The 14530-nt window shown below is 65.2% G+C and carries 14 protein-coding genes; 12 read left to right on the plus strand and 2 right to left on the minus strand.

Annotated elements, in window-relative coordinates:
* Positions 1-9: 9 nt before the first annotated feature.
* From shn_RS02750 to shn_RS02770, 5 genes are read left to right on the plus strand one after another with little or no spacing between them, the layout of a single operon-like run.
* Positions 10-1077 carry an ABC transporter ATP-binding protein gene (locus shn_RS02750; protein ID WP_064329037.1) on the plus strand — a complete coding sequence of 356 codons (1068 nt, stop codon included), beginning with the start codon at positions 10-12 and terminating at the stop codon, positions 1075-1077.
* Positions 1074-1976 carry an ABC transporter permease gene (locus tag shn_RS02755; RefSeq protein WP_064329038.1) on the plus strand — a complete coding sequence of 301 codons (903 nt, stop codon included), beginning with the start codon at positions 1074-1076 and terminating at the stop codon, positions 1974-1976. The genes shn_RS02750 and shn_RS02755 overlap by 4 nt, the downstream gene beginning before the upstream one ends.
* The gene (locus shn_RS02760) at positions 1973-2785 is read left to right on the plus strand and encodes an ABC transporter permease (protein WP_245337355.1); all 813 of its coding nucleotides are present in this window, start codon (positions 1973-1975) and stop codon (positions 2783-2785) included. The genes shn_RS02755 and shn_RS02760 overlap by 4 nt, the downstream gene beginning before the upstream one ends.
* 42 nt (positions 2786-2827) lie before the next feature.
* Positions 2828-4210, plus strand: a complete 1383-nt coding sequence (locus shn_RS02765; protein WP_064329040.1) for an aminotransferase — start codon at positions 2828-2830, stop codon at positions 4208-4210.
* Between the two features lie 12 nt (positions 4211-4222).
* The gene (locus shn_RS02770; RefSeq protein ID WP_064329041.1) at positions 4223-5242 is read left to right on the plus strand and encodes a histone deacetylase family protein; all 1020 of its coding nucleotides are present in this window, start codon (positions 4223-4225) and stop codon (positions 5240-5242) included.
* 114 nt (positions 5243-5356) lie between these two features.
* Here the strand turns inward: shn_RS02770 and shn_RS02775 are convergent, their stop codons facing one another.
* Positions 5357-6250, minus strand: coding sequence for a LysR family transcriptional regulator (locus tag shn_RS02775; RefSeq protein WP_064329042.1), 894 nt, complete (start codon positions 6248-6250; stop codon positions 5357-5359).
* Positions 6251-6355: 105 nt separating this feature from the next.
* Between shn_RS02775 and shn_RS02780 the strand changes: the two genes are divergently transcribed.
* Both shn_RS02780 and shn_RS02785 read left to right on the plus strand, forming a co-directional pair.
* A complete protein-coding gene (locus shn_RS02780; protein WP_064332400.1) occupies positions 6356-7267 on the plus strand; it encodes an alpha/beta hydrolase in 912 nt (303 codons plus the stop codon).
* 134 nt (positions 7268-7401) lie between these two features.
* Positions 7402-7908, plus strand: coding sequence for a LysR substrate-binding domain-containing protein (locus shn_RS02785; protein WP_064329043.1), 507 nt, complete (start codon positions 7402-7404; stop codon positions 7906-7908).
* A gap of 34 nt (positions 7909-7942) precedes the next feature.
* Here shn_RS02785 and shn_RS02790 read toward each other — a convergent pair whose 3' ends face one another.
* The gene (locus shn_RS02790; RefSeq protein ID WP_064329044.1) at positions 7943-8602 is read right to left on the minus strand and encodes a TetR/AcrR family transcriptional regulator; all 660 of its coding nucleotides are present in this window, start codon (positions 8600-8602) and stop codon (positions 7943-7945) included.
* A 257-nt stretch (positions 8603-8859) separates the two neighbouring features.
* Between shn_RS02790 and shn_RS02795 the strand changes: the two genes are divergently transcribed.
* The 5 genes from shn_RS02795 to shn_RS02815 all read left to right on the plus strand — a co-directional run bounded on the left by shn_RS02795 (position 8860) and on the right by shn_RS02815 (position 14512).
* A complete protein-coding gene (locus shn_RS02795; RefSeq protein ID WP_064329045.1) occupies positions 8860-9969 on the plus strand; it encodes a sugar ABC transporter substrate-binding protein in 1110 nt (369 codons plus the stop codon).
* 79 nt (positions 9970-10048) lie between these two features.
* Positions 10049-11014 (plus strand): ABC transporter permease, encoded by a 966-nt coding sequence (locus shn_RS02800; protein WP_064329046.1) that lies wholly within the window; start codon positions 10049-10051, stop codon positions 11012-11014.
* 8 nt (positions 11015-11022) lie between these two features.
* Positions 11023-12528, plus strand: coding sequence for a sugar ABC transporter ATP-binding protein (locus tag shn_RS02805; RefSeq protein ID WP_064329047.1), 1506 nt, complete (start codon positions 11023-11025; stop codon positions 12526-12528).
* 8 nt (positions 12529-12536) lie between these two features.
* On the plus strand, positions 12537-13478 hold the full coding sequence (locus shn_RS02810) for an ABC transporter permease (protein WP_064329048.1): 942 nt from the start codon (positions 12537-12539) through the stop codon (positions 13476-13478).
* The gene (locus shn_RS02815; RefSeq protein ID WP_064329049.1) at positions 13478-14512 is read left to right on the plus strand and encodes a zinc-binding dehydrogenase; all 1035 of its coding nucleotides are present in this window, start codon (positions 13478-13480) and stop codon (positions 14510-14512) included. Before shn_RS02810 ends, shn_RS02815 begins: the two co-directional genes overlap by 1 nt.
* Positions 14513-14530 lie beyond the last annotated feature (18 nt).

Genomic DNA, 14530 nt, shown 5'->3' on the forward strand with positions numbered 1-14530 from the left:
GAGGACAGGATGCGCTCGGGCAGAGTCAACCTTCGCGAGGTCCACAAGGCCTATGGCAGCTTCAGGGCGCTCGATGGCGTTTCCCTGGATATCAAGGCGGGGGAGTTCCTGACGCTTCTCGGTCCTTCCGGCTCGGGAAAGACCACGCTTCTCAACGTCATCGCCGGCTTCGAGCGGCCCGATCTCGGCAGCTTGCTGGTCGATGACGTGGAGTTCATCACGCGTCCGCCGCACAAGCGCGACCTCGGCATGGTGTTCCAGAACTATGCGTTGTTCCCTCACATGGACGTTTTCTCGAACGTCGCCTATCCGCTGAAGCTGCGGAAGGTGGACAAGCCCTCCATCCGCAGGCGGGTGATGGACGCGCTGGAGATCGTGCACATGCAGCACCTTGCCGACCGGCGCATCACCGCGCTGTCGGGCGGCCAGCGCCAGCGTGTGGCGCTGGCGCGTGCCTTCGTCTTCGAACCGCGCCTGCTGCTGATGGACGAGCCGCTCTCCGCACTCGACAAGAACCTGCGCGAGCACATGCAGATCGAGCTCAAGCGGCTGCACAAGCAGCTCGGCATGACGACGATCTATGTCACGCACGACCAGCAGGAGGCCCTGACCATGTCGGACCGCATCGCGGTTCTCGACAAGGGAAGGATCGTCCAGCTCGACGTGCCCGCGACGGTCTACGATCGCCCGAACTGCAAGTTCGTCGCCGGCTTCATGGGCGAGACCCGCTTCCTGCCCGTCGAGCGCCGCGATCAGTCCTATGTCCTCGATGGACGGCCGCTCCGGCTTGCCGATACGAGAGCCATCTCGTCGACGGGGGAGACCTGGCTCATGGTCCGCCCGGAGCGGCTGCGCTGGCAGGGCGATGCCAGCAGCGACAACCGCATCGAGGGCAGGGTGCTCGATGTCGTCTATCGGGGGGACTGCAACCAGGTTTCCGTCTCGCTGCCCGGCGGGCATGAGGTCGCCATCCGCCATTCCGGGGCGGAACGGCAACCCTTGCCGCAGCCTGGCGATACCCTTGCCCTGTGGCTGCCGGCGGAAGCGAGCCTCGTCATCGGGAGCGCCGCGCCATGACGCTCGCCATGGATGGAGCCCCGGGCATGCCGCTCAACCGCGCCATGCTCAAGAGCGCCAGGCGCCGGGAACGGCGCATTTTCAGCGGGCTTGCCCTTCCGGCGCTGGTCCTCGTCGCCTGCATTCTTCTCATCCCCTTCGCCTGGCTTGCCTGGCTGTCGCTGTTCGACGCCGCCGGCAATCTCTCGGCCCAGAACTATGCCCGGCTGCTGCGGCCCGCCTATGTCGGCAGCTTCCTCACCACCTTCAAGGTCGCCGGCCTGGTGACGGCGCTGTGCGTGGTCTTCGGCTATCCGGTCGCCTATCTCCTGTCGCAGCTTTCCGCGCGTGCCGCACAGATCCTCCTGGTGTTCGTCATCCTGCCGTTCTGGACGTCTGTGCTGGTGCGCACCTATGCCTGGCTGGTCCTGCTGCAGCGCAACGGCGTCATCAACGACTGGCTGCTTTCGATGGGCGTGATCGGCGAACCGCTTGCGCTGGTGCACAATCTGACGGGCACGATCATCGGCATGGTGCATGTCATGCTGCCCTTCCTGATCCTGCCGCTCTATGCGTCCATGAAGGCGATCGACCCGGTGCTTTTGCGCGCGGCGGCCAATTGCGGCGCCTCGCCGAGCCAGGCGTTCCGACAGGTCTTCCTGCCGTTGTCGATGCCCGGCCTTGCCTCGGGCATCGCGCTGACCTTCGTGCTTTGCCTCGGTTTCTACCTGACGCCGGCCCTTCTCGGCGGCGGCCGTGTCGCCATGTGGTCCACGCAGATCGCCGATGCCGTCTCGAAATTCTCCAACTGGGGCGCGGCAAGCGCTCTCAGCGTGGCGCTGCTGGTGGTGACGGCCGTCGTTCTGTGGGGCGTGCGCAGGCTGACCGACGCCCTGAGCTTTTCCGCGGGGAAACCATGATGCTGAACACGCCCGCCACCTCCACCCAGATCACGCACGGCCAGCGCCTCTGGCTCTATGCGACGGTTGCGCTCGTCATGGCCTTCCTGGTCATTCCCTGCATCCTCGTCATCCCCATGTCGTTCTCGGACTCGCAATATCTCGAGTTTCCGCCGCGCAGCCTCAGCCTGCGCTGGTACGAAGCCTTCTTCACCTCGACGGAATGGATCCAGTCCGCGGTGGTCTCGCTCAAGGTCGCGGGCCTCACGACGGTGCTGGCCACCGTGCTCGGCACGCTGGCCTCCTACGGGCTCTACAAGGCGACCAGTGTCTTCACGCCGATTACCCGGGGCCTCTTGATGCTGCCGATGATGATCCCGCTGATCTTCGTCGCCATCGGCGTGTTCTTCGTCTACGCCCGCTTCGGGCTCAACAACACCATCACCGGCCTCGTCCTGGCGCATACCACGCTCGCCATCCCCTTCGTCATGATCGCCGTCGGCAACGGGCTGAAGAGTTTCGACCCCAACCTCGAACGCGCCGCCCGCAGCCTCGGGGCCTCGCCCGTGACGGCCTTTCTCACCGTCACGCTGCCGCAGATCCGCATCTCGGTCTTCTCCGGCATGCTGTTCGCCTTCGTCACGTCCTTCGACGAGGTCGTCGTCTCGCTGTTCGTGTCGAGCGGCGCGAACTCCACGCTGACCAAGCGCATGTTCGCCAACATCCGCGACCAGGTCGATCCGACCGTCGCCGCCATCTCGTCCATGCTGGTGGCCCTGTCGATCGTCGTCCTGATCGCCGCCCAGTTCGTGAAGCGCAAGGACGCGTGACGGCCGTCCGATACGCCCCGCATCTCATTTCAGGAGGAAACCATGTACAACTCGCTGCGCATGCGCGACATCGCGTCCCAGATCCACCCGCAGACCAATCTTGCCGCCCACGAGACCGTCGGACCGACGATCATGGCCCGCGGCGAGGGCGCCTATGTCTATGACGACGACGGCAAGCAATATATCGAGGGCATGTCCGGCCTCTGGTGCGCGGCGCTCGGCATGAGCGAGAAGCGGCTGGTCGATGCGGCGACGCGCCAGCTCAATACCTTGCCCTACTACCAGAACTTCGCCCACCGCGCGACGGAGCCGGCGATCGAGCTTTCGGAGCGCCTCCTGAAGATCGCGCCGGTGCCGATGTCCAAGGTGCTCTTCCAGAGCTCCGGCTCGGAGGCGAACGACACCGCCGTCAAGCTCGCCTGGTACTATTTCCACGCCCAGGGCAAGCCGGAAAAGAAGAAGATCATCGCGCGCAACCGCGGCTATCACGGAACCTCGATCGGTTCGGCCAGCATCACCGGCCTGCCGCACCTGCACCGGGAGTTCAACCTGCCGCTGCCGGGCTTCCTGCATGTCACATGCCCGCATTTCTATCGCGAGGGCCGGCCGGGGGAGACGGAGGAGGACTTTTCCACGCGTCTTGCGGAGGAGTTGGATGCGCTGATCGTGGCGGAGGGGCCGGACACGGTTGCGGCCTTCTTCGCCGAGCCGGCCATGGGGACGGGCGGCGTCGTCATTCCGCCGAAAACCTATTTCGAGAAGATCCAGAAGGTTCTGAAGAAGCACGACGTCCTGCTCGTGGCCGATGAGGTCATCACCGGCTTCGGGCGCACCGGCGCCTGGTGGGGAAGCCAGACCTTCGGGCTGGAGCCGGACATGATCACCTGCGCCAAGGCGTTGACCGCCGCCTATATACCGCTCTCGGCGGTGCTGCTTTCCGAGCGGCTTTATGCCGGCATGAAGGCGCAAAGCGAGAAGATCGGCGTCTTCGGCCATGGTTACACCTACGGCGCGCATCCCGTTGCGTGCGCCGTCGGTGTCGAGGCGCTGAGGATCTACGAGGAGGACGGCATCATCGACGGTGTCGCGGCGCTCGGGGAGCGCATGGCCGAGGGCATGTTGCCGCTTGCCGAGCATCCGCTCGTCGGCGAGGTGCGCGGCGTCGGCCTGATGTGGGGCGTCGAGATCGTCCGCGACAAACGGACGCGCGAAGCCTTTCCCGCCGACATGCAGTTCGGCATTGGCATCCAGAACCGCGCCTTCGAGAACGGGCTGGTCTGCCGTTCGCTCGGCACGGCGATCGCCTTCGCGCCGCCGCTCATCAGCACGCCGGAGCAGATCGACGCGGTCGTCTCGCGGTTCCGCGACGCTCTCGACAGGTCTCTCGATGCCTACCTTGCCGGCGGCGGCCGGCTCGGCGAATGAGGGGAGGCCATCGTGCTGGCGATCCATGACGAACGGCAGGCGCTGCACCGGCCGCTGACGCGCATTGCGGGCGGCGTGCTGAAGCCCAATCTCGAGGTTCCCGAGCGCATAGTGCTGCTGCGCGAGGGGTTGGCGCTGGCGGGCATCGATGTCGTCGCGCCCGCCGGCGACGATGCGGGCCTGATCCGTGCGTTGCATGATCCCGGCTATCTCGATTTCCTGGAGAACGGCTTTGCCGCCTGGCGCGCGATCCCGGGCAATGGCCCGGAGCTGCGCTCCAGCATCCATCCGAACGTCTACATGAACCGGCGTCCCGACGATCTTCTCGGGTGTGCCGGCTTCTATCAGGCCGATGCGGGCTGCGTTCTGGTGGAAGGAACCTGGCAGGCCGCCCGGGCGAGCGCGCTGACGGCGCTCGATGCCGCGGCGCGCGTGCTCGGCGGCTGCGACATGGTCTACGCCCTGTGCCGGCCGCCCGGCCACCATGCCTATCGCGACAAGGCCGGCGGCTTCTGCTACCTCAACAATTCCGCCCTTGCCGCCGAACGGGCGGTCCTGGCAGGGCGGCGCGTCGCGATCCTCGACATCGATGTGCACCACGGCAACGGAACGCAGACGATGTTCTACGATCGCGGTGACGTGCTGACGCTGTCGGTGCATGGCGATCCTGCATATCTCTATCCCTACTATGCCGGTTATGCCGATGAGGCCGGGATCGGCGCGGGGGCGGGAAGGAACCGCAATTTTCCCCTTCCGCTCGGCAGCGACGGCGCGGCGTACCGGGCAGCGGTGCGGGCAGCATGTGACGAAGTCCGACGGTTCGGCGCCGACTTCCTGGTCCTTGCCCTCGGCCTCGATGCGTCCGTGAACGATCCCTTCGCCTGTATGACGGTGAACGACGAGGACTTCGCCCGCATCGCAGAGGACATCGCGGACCTGCGGATCCCGACCGTCATCGTTCAGGAGGGGGGCTATGTCTCGCCCTTCCTCGCCGGAACGCTGGCCGCCTTCCTGTCTGGCATCCTGCAATAGGTTCGGCGCGTTTCTGCGTTCGTGTCCTCTATCCCGGTGAGGCGGGGGAGGGCGTCGCCGGCATGGTGTGAGGCGCATGTCGGCGGATTGGAGCCCATGGCAGGCTAGCCCGGATCACGCTCGATAACGCAACGCCGCGATCAGGGCCGCGAGCGCGGGCGATTGCTGGCGGCGATTGGGGTAATAGAGGTGATAGCCCTCGAAAGTCTTGCGCCAGTCGGCCAGGACCTCGACCAGCCGGCCGGCCTCGATCGCGTCGGAAACGTAGTCCACCGGAAGATAGGCCAGCCCGAAGCCGGCCAGGGCCGCCTCCCGTATCTGGCGCACGCTGGTGAAGACCAGCCGGCCCTCCGCGGTGGCGCGCAGATCCTTGCCGCCCTTGCTGAAGGTCCAGGCCATCAACTCGCCATGGGTCGGCAGGCGCAGGTTGATGCAGGGATGGCCCGACAGGTCCTGCGGCGTGCGGGGTCTCTTCCGGCCGGCAAGGCAGGACGGGGCCGCGACGACCGCCATGGGCACATCCGGCCCGATGCGCATGGCGATCATGTCCTTTGAGACAAGCTTTCCCCGCCGCACCCCGGCATCGAACCGCTCGCGCACGATATCGGTGCGGCCGTAGTCGGTGACGAGCTCGATGCCGATCTCGGGATAATCGGCCAGGAACGGCGACAGCCGCGGCCAGAGAACCGTCTCGATCGCATATTCGTCCGCCGAGATGCGGATCGTGCCCGTCGGCCGGTCGAGCAATGTTCCGATCTGCGCGAAGCCGCGCTCGATCTCCTCCAGCGCGGGCGTCACATGCGTCAGCAGCCGTTCGCCAGCCTCGGTGGGGGAGACGTTCCGGGTCGTGCGGTTGAGCAGGCGGATGCCGACCCGCTCCTCCAGATTGCGCAGCGTCTGGCTGAGCGCGGATTGCGACACGCCGAGCCGTGCCGCCGCGCGGGTGAAGCTGCCCTCGCGGGCCACGGTGACAAAGGCCTGCAAGTCCCTGAGGTTCTCGTTCGGCATTCATAAGCCTGTCTAATGATGGCATCCCGTTTGCCACCCATAATCGAAAAAAGGGTGCGGCGCTATATTCCCTTCATCGCAAACGACAGAAGCGGAGTGATGCTGATGAACCCTGTCAAATTCCCCAACGGCAATCTTGAAATGGCCGCAAACCTCTATCTGCCGGAAGCCTTCGACGAGGCCGGGACCTATGCGGGCATCGTCGTCGTGCATCCCGGCGGCGGCGTGAAGGAGCAGACCGCAGGTGGCTATGCGCGGAAGCTGGCGGCCGAGGGCTTCGTCGCGTTCGCCTTCGACGCTTCCTTCCAGGGCGAGAGCGGCGGCGCGCCGCGCTTCCAGGAAGACCCCTACTCCCGTGTGAACGACGTCCGCGCGGCGGTCGACTACCTGACCACCCTCGACTTCGTCGACAACGAGCGCATCGGCGCGCTCGGCATCTGCGCGGGCGGCGGCTATGCCATCCACGCGACCATGACCGACCGTCGCATCAAGGCGGTGGGCGGCGTCAGCGCGGTCAATATCGGCGACATGTTCCGTAAGGGCTGGACTGGCGATAGCGACGTGGCGCAGGCCATCGGCCTCCTGGAGATGGGCGCGGCCCAGCGCACGGCGGAGGCCAATGGCGGCGAGGCGGCCTTCATTCCCTTCTCGCCCCCGAGCCTCGAAGGTGTCGAGGAGCGCGACATGCAGGAAGCCTACGACTACTACCGCACCCAGCGCGCCCAGCACTGCAACACCGAAAGCAAGTTCACGGCGGTAAGCCTGCCGCAACTGGTCACCTACGACGCCTTCCATCTGGCCGACCAGCTTCTGACCCGGCGGCTGCAACTGGTGGTCGGGCGCGAGGCGGGCTCGTTCTGGTACAGCGAGACCATCCTCGCCAAGGCGGCGAGCAGCGTGAAGGAGCTGCACGTCGTCGAAGGCGCCACCCACATGTCGCTCTACGACACGCCGAACCAGATGGAGGAGGCCATGTCGAAGCTCGGCCCCTTCTACAGGGCCAACCTGGCGGCCTGACCGGCGGATGGTGGCGCGGACGTTTCGCGCCTCCTCCAGATTCTTGCCGTGCAGAAACGCCCCGGCTGGCGGAGATCACGCGCGTTCTGGCCGATTTCGAAGCGGAGAATCCGACGGTTCGCGTCGATCTTCTGATGGAGGGAACGCAGCGCAAGGCGAATCCGGACCTGATGATCCGCTTCGGGGAGGAGCCGCATCTTGTGCGGCATCCGCGGTGGTTGATGGGCATGTCCCACGTCATCATGTGCCGCAAGGAGGATTCCGCGCGCATTGCCAGTCTGGAGGATCTGCTGTCGTTTCGCCTCTATGACGTGGCGTCCCATGCCATTGGCTGGACCGCGCTCCTCAATCACAATTTCGGTCCGCAGCCGGGCCGGCAATTGAAACTCGAAACCGTCGATACGACGCCTCTGTCCCTCATGATGGTCAGCCAGGGCCTGGGACTTGCGATCGGCCACCTTCCGGTATGCGGTCCGATTGCCGCCGCCCTTGGTCTCGTCGTTTGCCCGTTCGTGCCGGGAACGCCTGGTCCGGGCAATTATTATCTCGAACAGCCCCGGGATCAGCCGCAACGTCCTTCCGTCAGCCGGTTGGAGCAAGCCCTTCAGGATGCGGCGCAAGCCTCAATGCGAACTGGTTAGCGCATGAGCGGTTGGAACGAGGGTTCCCTTCATGTCAAACGGCCACCAGGCGCATGATTGTCTCGATGTTGAACTGGATGCGCTCCTCCAAGGCCTCCTTGGCCATCAGGTCCCGCTCATAGATGATTGAGCCGGTAAAGCGGTTTGTCAGATAGTAATAGCCGACGGCGGCAATGGTGATGTTGAGCTGCACGGGGTCGACGCCGTCGCGGAAGACACCCGCCTTCACGCCCCGCTCGAGGATGCTGGAGACCAGGCTGACGAGCTTGCGGCTGGAGGCCTTGACGATCTCGGATTTTTTCAGGTGCTTTGCGCGGTGAAGGTTCTCGCTGTTCACGAGTGTCAGGAATTCCGGGTTTTTCAGGTAATATTCCCATGTGAACCGCACAAGTTTTTCGAGCGCGGCGGTGGGCTCGAGATCCTCCAGGTGCAGCTTCTGCTCGGCGCTGCGTATGTCGAGATAGACCTCCTCCAGGATCGTCCGGAACAGGCCCTCCTTGCTCTCGAAATAGTGGTAGATCATGCGCTTGTTGGCTTTCGCCTTCTCGGCGATGTCATCGACGCGCGCGCCGCCCAAGCCGTTCTTGGCGAATTCCTTTTTGGCAGCATCAAGAATGCGCGCCTTGGTGGCTTCCGCATCGCGGATGCGCGGCTTGCGGCCGGGTTTGTCTTGCTGCTCGCTTGTCGTTCTCAAGGCCGTTCTCCGCCGCGGTCGAGGTTTCCACACTTCCAGTCATATACGCACGAATCGCGCGGCGTCAAAAACGCCTGAACCGCGCGATGCGCTCGCAGCCAGTGTACCCCACTTGACGGCAATGGCAATAATGCAGTAACTAGTTAGTGCGTTAGTGGAGTGGCGCGTGTTGTTGGCAGCGGACATCCGGGCATTGTGGCCTGCCAGATCTGCCGTAACGCGAAAGTGGATTTTTCAAACGGGAACCGGAGGAGCCAATGTCGACCTTCATCAAGGATTTCATCGAGCGGGAGACGATCAGTCGCCGCAACTTTCTCTTCGCCACGGCCGCCGGTCTCGGCGTGGCCGCGGTGCCGGGCGTGTTCGGCCGCGGGACGGCCGCGGCAGCGCTGACGGACCCGGCGATCGCCTGGAGCTACCGCGACCGGGCGTCCGCCTACTGGAACTCGGTCATCGCCGGCGGCGAGGCCTTCGTGGAATCGCTCGGCAGGCCGAAGAGCGCGCTGGTCAGCCTGATCAACGAGGGCTCGACGGAAAAGTCGCTGTCCGACATCAAGGCCTTCCTTGCCAAGAACAACGGCAATTGCGCCATCGCCTGCGATGCCAATGACAGCCCGAACGCCCGCCCGGTCGTCGAGGCGGTCCAGGCCGCCGGCGCCTATATCGCGACGATCTGGAACAAGACCGACGACCTGCACCCCTGGGATTTCGGCGACAACTACGTCTCGCACATGACCTGGTCGGACGAGAAGCCGGCGGAAGAGACCGCCCGCATCCTGTTCGAGGCGATGGGCGGCGAGGGCGGCGTGGTCCATCTCGGCGGCATCGCGGCCAACAACCCGGCCGTCGAGCGCCTCGCCGGCCTCCAGAATGCGCTGAAGGATTTCCCGAACATCGAGCTTCTCGACGCGCAGCCCGCCGATTGGGACACCCAGAAGGGCGCCGCCCTGATGGCCTCCTTCCTCACGCGCTACGGCGACAGGATCAAGGGCGTGCACTGCGCCAACGACAACATCGCCTATGGCGTCATCGAGGCGCTGCGCGCCGAGGGCATCGAGGACATGCCGATCGTCGCCTATGACGGCAATCCCGAGGCCGTGCAGATGGTCATGGACGGCCAGCTGCTCGCCACCGTCTTCACCAATCCGCATTGGGGCGGCGGCATCAGCGCGGCGCTCGCCTACCATGCGGCCATCGGCACCTTCAAGCCGTCCGAGGAGCCGAAGGAGCACCGCGAATTCTACGGCCCGACCATCCTCGTCACGGCCAAGGACGCGGCGGAATTCAAGGCGAAATACCTCGATTCCGTGCCGGCCTACGACTGGAAGGATTTCTGGGGGCCGTCGAACGGCCAGATCCAGTACTGAGCCGCCAGCGGGCTCGGCGGCAGCCTGAAGCGCTGCCGCCGCATTCCCTGAACTTCATCGGGAGGAAGAAGTGTCTGACGTGACACGTCGCATATCGCGCGAAACCTTGATCAAATGGGCGCCGCTGCTGGTGCTGATCGCGCTGGTGATCTTTTTCACCGCGCTCAATCCGACCTTCTTCTCGCTGCGGAACTTTGCCCGCATCGCGATTGCGGCGGCCCCGGCGCTGATGGTCGCCATCGGCGTCACCTTCATCATCGTCATGGGATCGATCGACCTTTCCATGGAGGGAACGGTCTCGCTCACGGCGGTCTCCTTCGCCTTCATCTTCGCCCAGCTCGGCGGTTCGCTGGCGGGGTTCGGCTGGGTCGCCATTCCGCTCGTGCTGGTGCTCGGCGGCCTGATCGGGCTTTTGAACGGGCTGGTGCATGTGAAGCTAAAAATCCCGTCCTTCATGGCGAGCCTCGCCATGGGCTTCGTCGGCACGGGCGCGGCGATCCTGCTCACCGGCGGCGATATCGTGAAGGTCGGCGACGCCGCCTTCCGCGGCCTCTTGACGGTGCGCTGGCTCGGCTTTCCGCTGATGGTCTATGTCGCGGCCTTCTTCCTCTTCGTCGGCTGGTTCATCCAGACCCATACGACGCTCGGGCGCAACTTCTATGCCGTCGGCGGCGGCGAGGATCTGGCCCATGCCTCCGGCCTCAACGTCACCCGCGTCCGCGTCACCGGCTTTGCGCTGGCCGGCGTGTTCTATGCCATCGCCGCGATCCTCGTCGTCGCCCGCATCGGGCAGGCGGAATCAGTGACGGGGGCGAACTTCATGTTCGTCTCCATCACCTCCGTCGTGGTCGGGGGCGTGGCGCTGTGGGGCGGCATCGGCGGCGTGTGGAACGCGCTCGTTGGCGTCCTCATCGTCAATGTCATCGACAACGGCATGGTCGTCATCGGCCTGCCGGATTTCCTCCAGGACGGCGTGCTCGGCCTGCTCGTCATTCTTGCCGTCGTGCTTTCGACCGACCGCAAGATGGTTTCCTTCGTGAAGTGAGGCGCGCCATGTATGAGCTGAAAGCCGTCGACAAGAAATTCCCCGGCGTCCATGCGCTGAAGGCGATCGATTTCCACATCAGGCGCGGCGAGATCGTCGGGCTGGTGGGCGAGAACGGCGCCGGAAAATCCACCCTGATGAAGGTCATCTACGGCGCCTACCAGCCGGATGGCGGCCAGGTCCTCATCAAGGGCACGCCCGTGCGCTTCGCCAATCCGCGCCAGGCGATGGAAAAGGGCATCGGGATGGTGTTCCAGGAACAATCCCTGATCCCCAACCTCTCCGTCATGGAGAACATTTTTCTCGGCTACGAGCGCCAGTTCGTCCGCTTCGGCGTCGTCGACTGGAAGGCGATGGCGAGCGCCGCCAGGGCGCAGCTTGCCAAGGTGAAGCTCGACATCGACCCGGCGATGGTGACCTCGAAACTCTCCTTCGCCCAGCGCCAGCTCGTCGAACTCGCCAAGGTTCTGACGCTGGAGGAGCGGGTGAAGGGCGATCTCGTCATCCTGCTCGACGAGCCGACCTCGGTCCTCTCGAAGGAAGAGGTGGCGCTGCTCTTCAAGCTGGTGCGCGAACTGACGACCCGCGCCTCCTTCATCTTCGTCTCGCACCGCATGGACGAGGTGATGGACCTTTCCGACCGCATCTATGTGATGAAGGACGGCGAGGTGGTCGACGTGGTGGAACGCGGCGGCGCGACGGCGGAGGCCATCCAGCACAAGATGGTCGGCCGCAATGTCGACAAGCAATATTACCGCGAGCACCTGCAAAAACCGTTCGATGCGTCGAAAAGGCTGGTCGAGATGGAGGCTGTCGGCCTTCCCGGCCGCATCCAGGATATCTCGCTGAAGCTGCATGCCGGCGAAGTCCTGTGTCTCGTCGGCACGGAAGGCTCGGGCCGCGAGGCGATCCTCAGAACCATCTACGGCATGCTGACGCCGGTGACCGGCCGCCTGACGATCAAGGGCGCGGCGGCGAACGGCTATTCGCCGCGCCAGTCGGTCGCCCATGGCGTCGGCTATGTGCCGCGCGAGCGCAAGGTCGAGGGCATCGTCGCCGGCATGAATGTCTACGAGAACATGACGCTCTCGCAGATGAAGAACCATTCGCGCGGCGGGGTGCTGCGCGTTGCCGAAGAGCGGGCGCTGGCGCGCGACTGGATCAAGAAACTCTCGATCAAGGCGCATTCGGAGTTCGCCGATTGCGGCAACCTCTCCGGCGGCAACCAGCAAAAGGTGGTTCTCGCCAAATGGCGCTCCGGCGGCTCCGACATCATGCTGCTCGACCATCCGACGCGCGGCCTCGACATCGGCGCGAAAGAAGACGTCTACGACATGATCCGCGCCATGAGCGCGGCGGGTGTCGGCATCGTGCTGGTCGCCGATACGCTGGAAGAGGCGATCGGCCTGTCGCACACCATCATCGTCGTCAAGGACGGGCGCATCCAGAAGCAGTTTTCCTGCGAGCCGGGTGCAAAGCCCACGCCCTTCGACCTCCTGCACTACATGATCTGAGGGACAAGATGGATATTCAGCGCCTCAAACCCCACCTGCCCTGGATCACGCTGGTCGTGCTCGTCGCCATCGTCGGCGTCAACGATCCCGGCTTCCTGCGCCCGTCGAACCTGCTCGGTATCGCGGGTGATATCGTGCCGCTGTTCATCATGGCGCTGGGGCTCACCTTCGCCATCTATATCGGCGGCATCGACCTCTCGGCCCAGTCCATGGCCAACATGGTGACGGTCGTCGCCTCGGTCTACCTTGCCTCGATGGGGGCGTGGGTCGCCGTGCTCTGTGTGATGGCCGGTTTCCTGCTCGGCATGCTCTCCGGCTATGTGACGACGCGGCTCTTCGTGCCGTCCTTCATCTCGACGCTCGCCGTCGGCGGCGTCGCCTTCTCGATTGCGCAGTGGCTGTCCGGCCAGCGCGCGCTCAACATGGACGCGGCCCAGCGCAACGAGACCTTCGGCTGGATGATCGGCCGCACTTGGGGCGTGCCGCATGAATTGCTGATCGCCGCCGTGCTCGTCGCCCTCTGCCTGTTCATCGAGCGCCGCACGACGCTGGGACGCGCCCTGAAGGCGGTCGGCGCCGGCGAGCTTGCCGCCGCGGCGTCGGGCCTCAATGTCGCCCGCTACAAGATCCTCGCCTTTGCGATATCCGGCGCGCTCGCCGCCATCGCCGGCCTGCTCTTCGCGGTCAAGCTTTCCGGCGGCGCGCCGACCATCGCCAACGGCTTCCTACTGCCGGCCATCGTCGCCGTGCTGGTCGGCGGCACGCCGTTGACCGGCGGTGTCGGCGGCGTGGCCAATACGGTGGTCGGCACGCTCATCGTCGCCGTCATCCGCGCCTCGATGCTCTATTTCGAGATCGACGCGACGCGCCAGCAGATCGTCTTCGGTGTCGTGCTGATCGTCGCCATCGCGCTGACCATCGACCGCGCCAAGCTGCGCACGGTGAAGTGATGAGCACCATGCGCGCCGCCGTCCTCACGGCACCAAAACGCTTCGAAATCCGCGCGGTCCCCGTGCCGTCCATCGGCCCGGAAGATGTGCTGGTCCGCGTGATGCGCACGGGCATCTGCGGCACCGATATCCACATCTTCAACGGCCACTACGCCGCCGACCGGCTGCCGCTGGTCCCGGGCCACGAATTCTGCGGCACGATTGCCGAATGCGGCGCCAATGTGCGCCATCTGGCGGCCGGCACGCGGGTCGTCGTCGATATCAATATCGGCTGCGGCACCTGCTTCTGGTGCCGCCGCAACGAGGTGCTGAACTGCGCCGAGGTCACCCAGGTCGGCATTACCAGGGATGGCGCCTTTGCGGAATTCGTCGCCGTGCCCGCGCGGCTGGCGATCCCCGTCGAGGCCGATATCGCTGACGAGATTCTCGTGCTCACGGAACCGGTCGCCTGCGTCGTTCGCGCGGCGCGCAAGGCGAAGGCGGCGTTCGGCCAGTCGGTGGTCATCTTCGGCGCCGGGCCGATCGGCAACCTGCATGTGCAGATGATGCGGCTTGTCGGCGCCGCGCCCATCATCGTCGCCGATCTCTCGGCCGAGCGCCGCCGGATGGCGCTTGCGGCGGGGGCGGATGCAGCGGTGTCCGATCCGGCCGAACTCGGGGAAACCGTACCGCGGATGACCGGCGGGCGCGGCGCGGACCTGGTGATCGAAAGCGTCGGCAACAGGAAGCTCTACGAACAGGCATTTGGCCTGGCGCGCCGCGGCGGGCACGTCGCCTTCTTCGGCATCACGCCGCCCGGCGAGACGGTGCCGATCGATATTCTCCGCACGGTTCTGGAGGAGGGCAGCCTCAAGGGCTCCGTCGCGGGCATGGGGGAGGATATGCACGACGCGTTGACCCTCCTGTCGCATGGCCGGTTCCATACGGAGGATTTCACGAAGGCGAGCTTTCCGCTGGAAAAGATCCAGGAGGCTTTCGAAACCCTCGGCGACCGGCCGCAGCACCTGAAGACGCAAATCGCCGTTTCGGCGTAAACACCATCGAAGTGGAGG

This window comes from Shinella sp. HZN7, assembly GCF_001652565.1.
Classification (GTDB): Bacteria; Pseudomonadota; Alphaproteobacteria; order Rhizobiales; family Rhizobiaceae; genus Shinella; species Shinella granuli.

Bases quoted from the DNA above. Each gene is read 5' to 3' on its own strand.
- shn_RS02765 (WP_064329040.1), top strand. From the start codon at position 2,828: ATGTACAACTCGCTGCGCATGCGCGACATCGCGTCCCAGATCCACCCG.
- shn_RS02755 (WP_064329038.1), top strand. From the start codon at position 1,074: ATGACGCTCGCCATGGATGGAGCCCCGGGCATGCCGCTCAACCGCGCC.
- shn_RS02780 (WP_064332400.1), top strand. From the start codon at position 6,356: ATGAACCCTGTCAAATTCCCCAACGGCAATCTTGAAATGGCCGCAAAC.
- shn_RS02815 (WP_064329049.1), top strand. From the start codon at position 13,478: ATGAGCACCATGCGCGCCGCCGTCCTCACGGCACCAAAACGCTTCGAA.
- shn_RS02775 (WP_064329042.1), bottom strand. From the start codon at position 6,250: ATGCCGAACGAGAACCTCAGGGACTTGCAGGCCTTTGTCACCGTGGCC.
- shn_RS02810 (WP_064329048.1), top strand. From the start codon at position 12,537: ATGGATATTCAGCGCCTCAAACCCCACCTGCCCTGGATCACGCTGGTC.
- shn_RS02785 (WP_064329043.1), top strand. From the start codon at position 7,402: ATGGAGGGAACGCAGCGCAAGGCGAATCCGGACCTGATGATCCGCTTC.
- shn_RS02750 (WP_064329037.1), top strand. From the start codon at position 10: ATGCGCTCGGGCAGAGTCAACCTTCGCGAGGTCCACAAGGCCTATGGC.
- shn_RS02805 (WP_064329047.1), top strand. From the start codon at position 11,023: ATGTATGAGCTGAAAGCCGTCGACAAGAAATTCCCCGGCGTCCATGCG.
- shn_RS02760 (WP_245337355.1), top strand. From the start codon at position 1,973: ATGATGCTGAACACGCCCGCCACCTCCACCCAGATCACGCACGGCCAG.
- shn_RS02795 (WP_064329045.1), top strand. From the start codon at position 8,860: ATGTCGACCTTCATCAAGGATTTCATCGAGCGGGAGACGATCAGTCGC.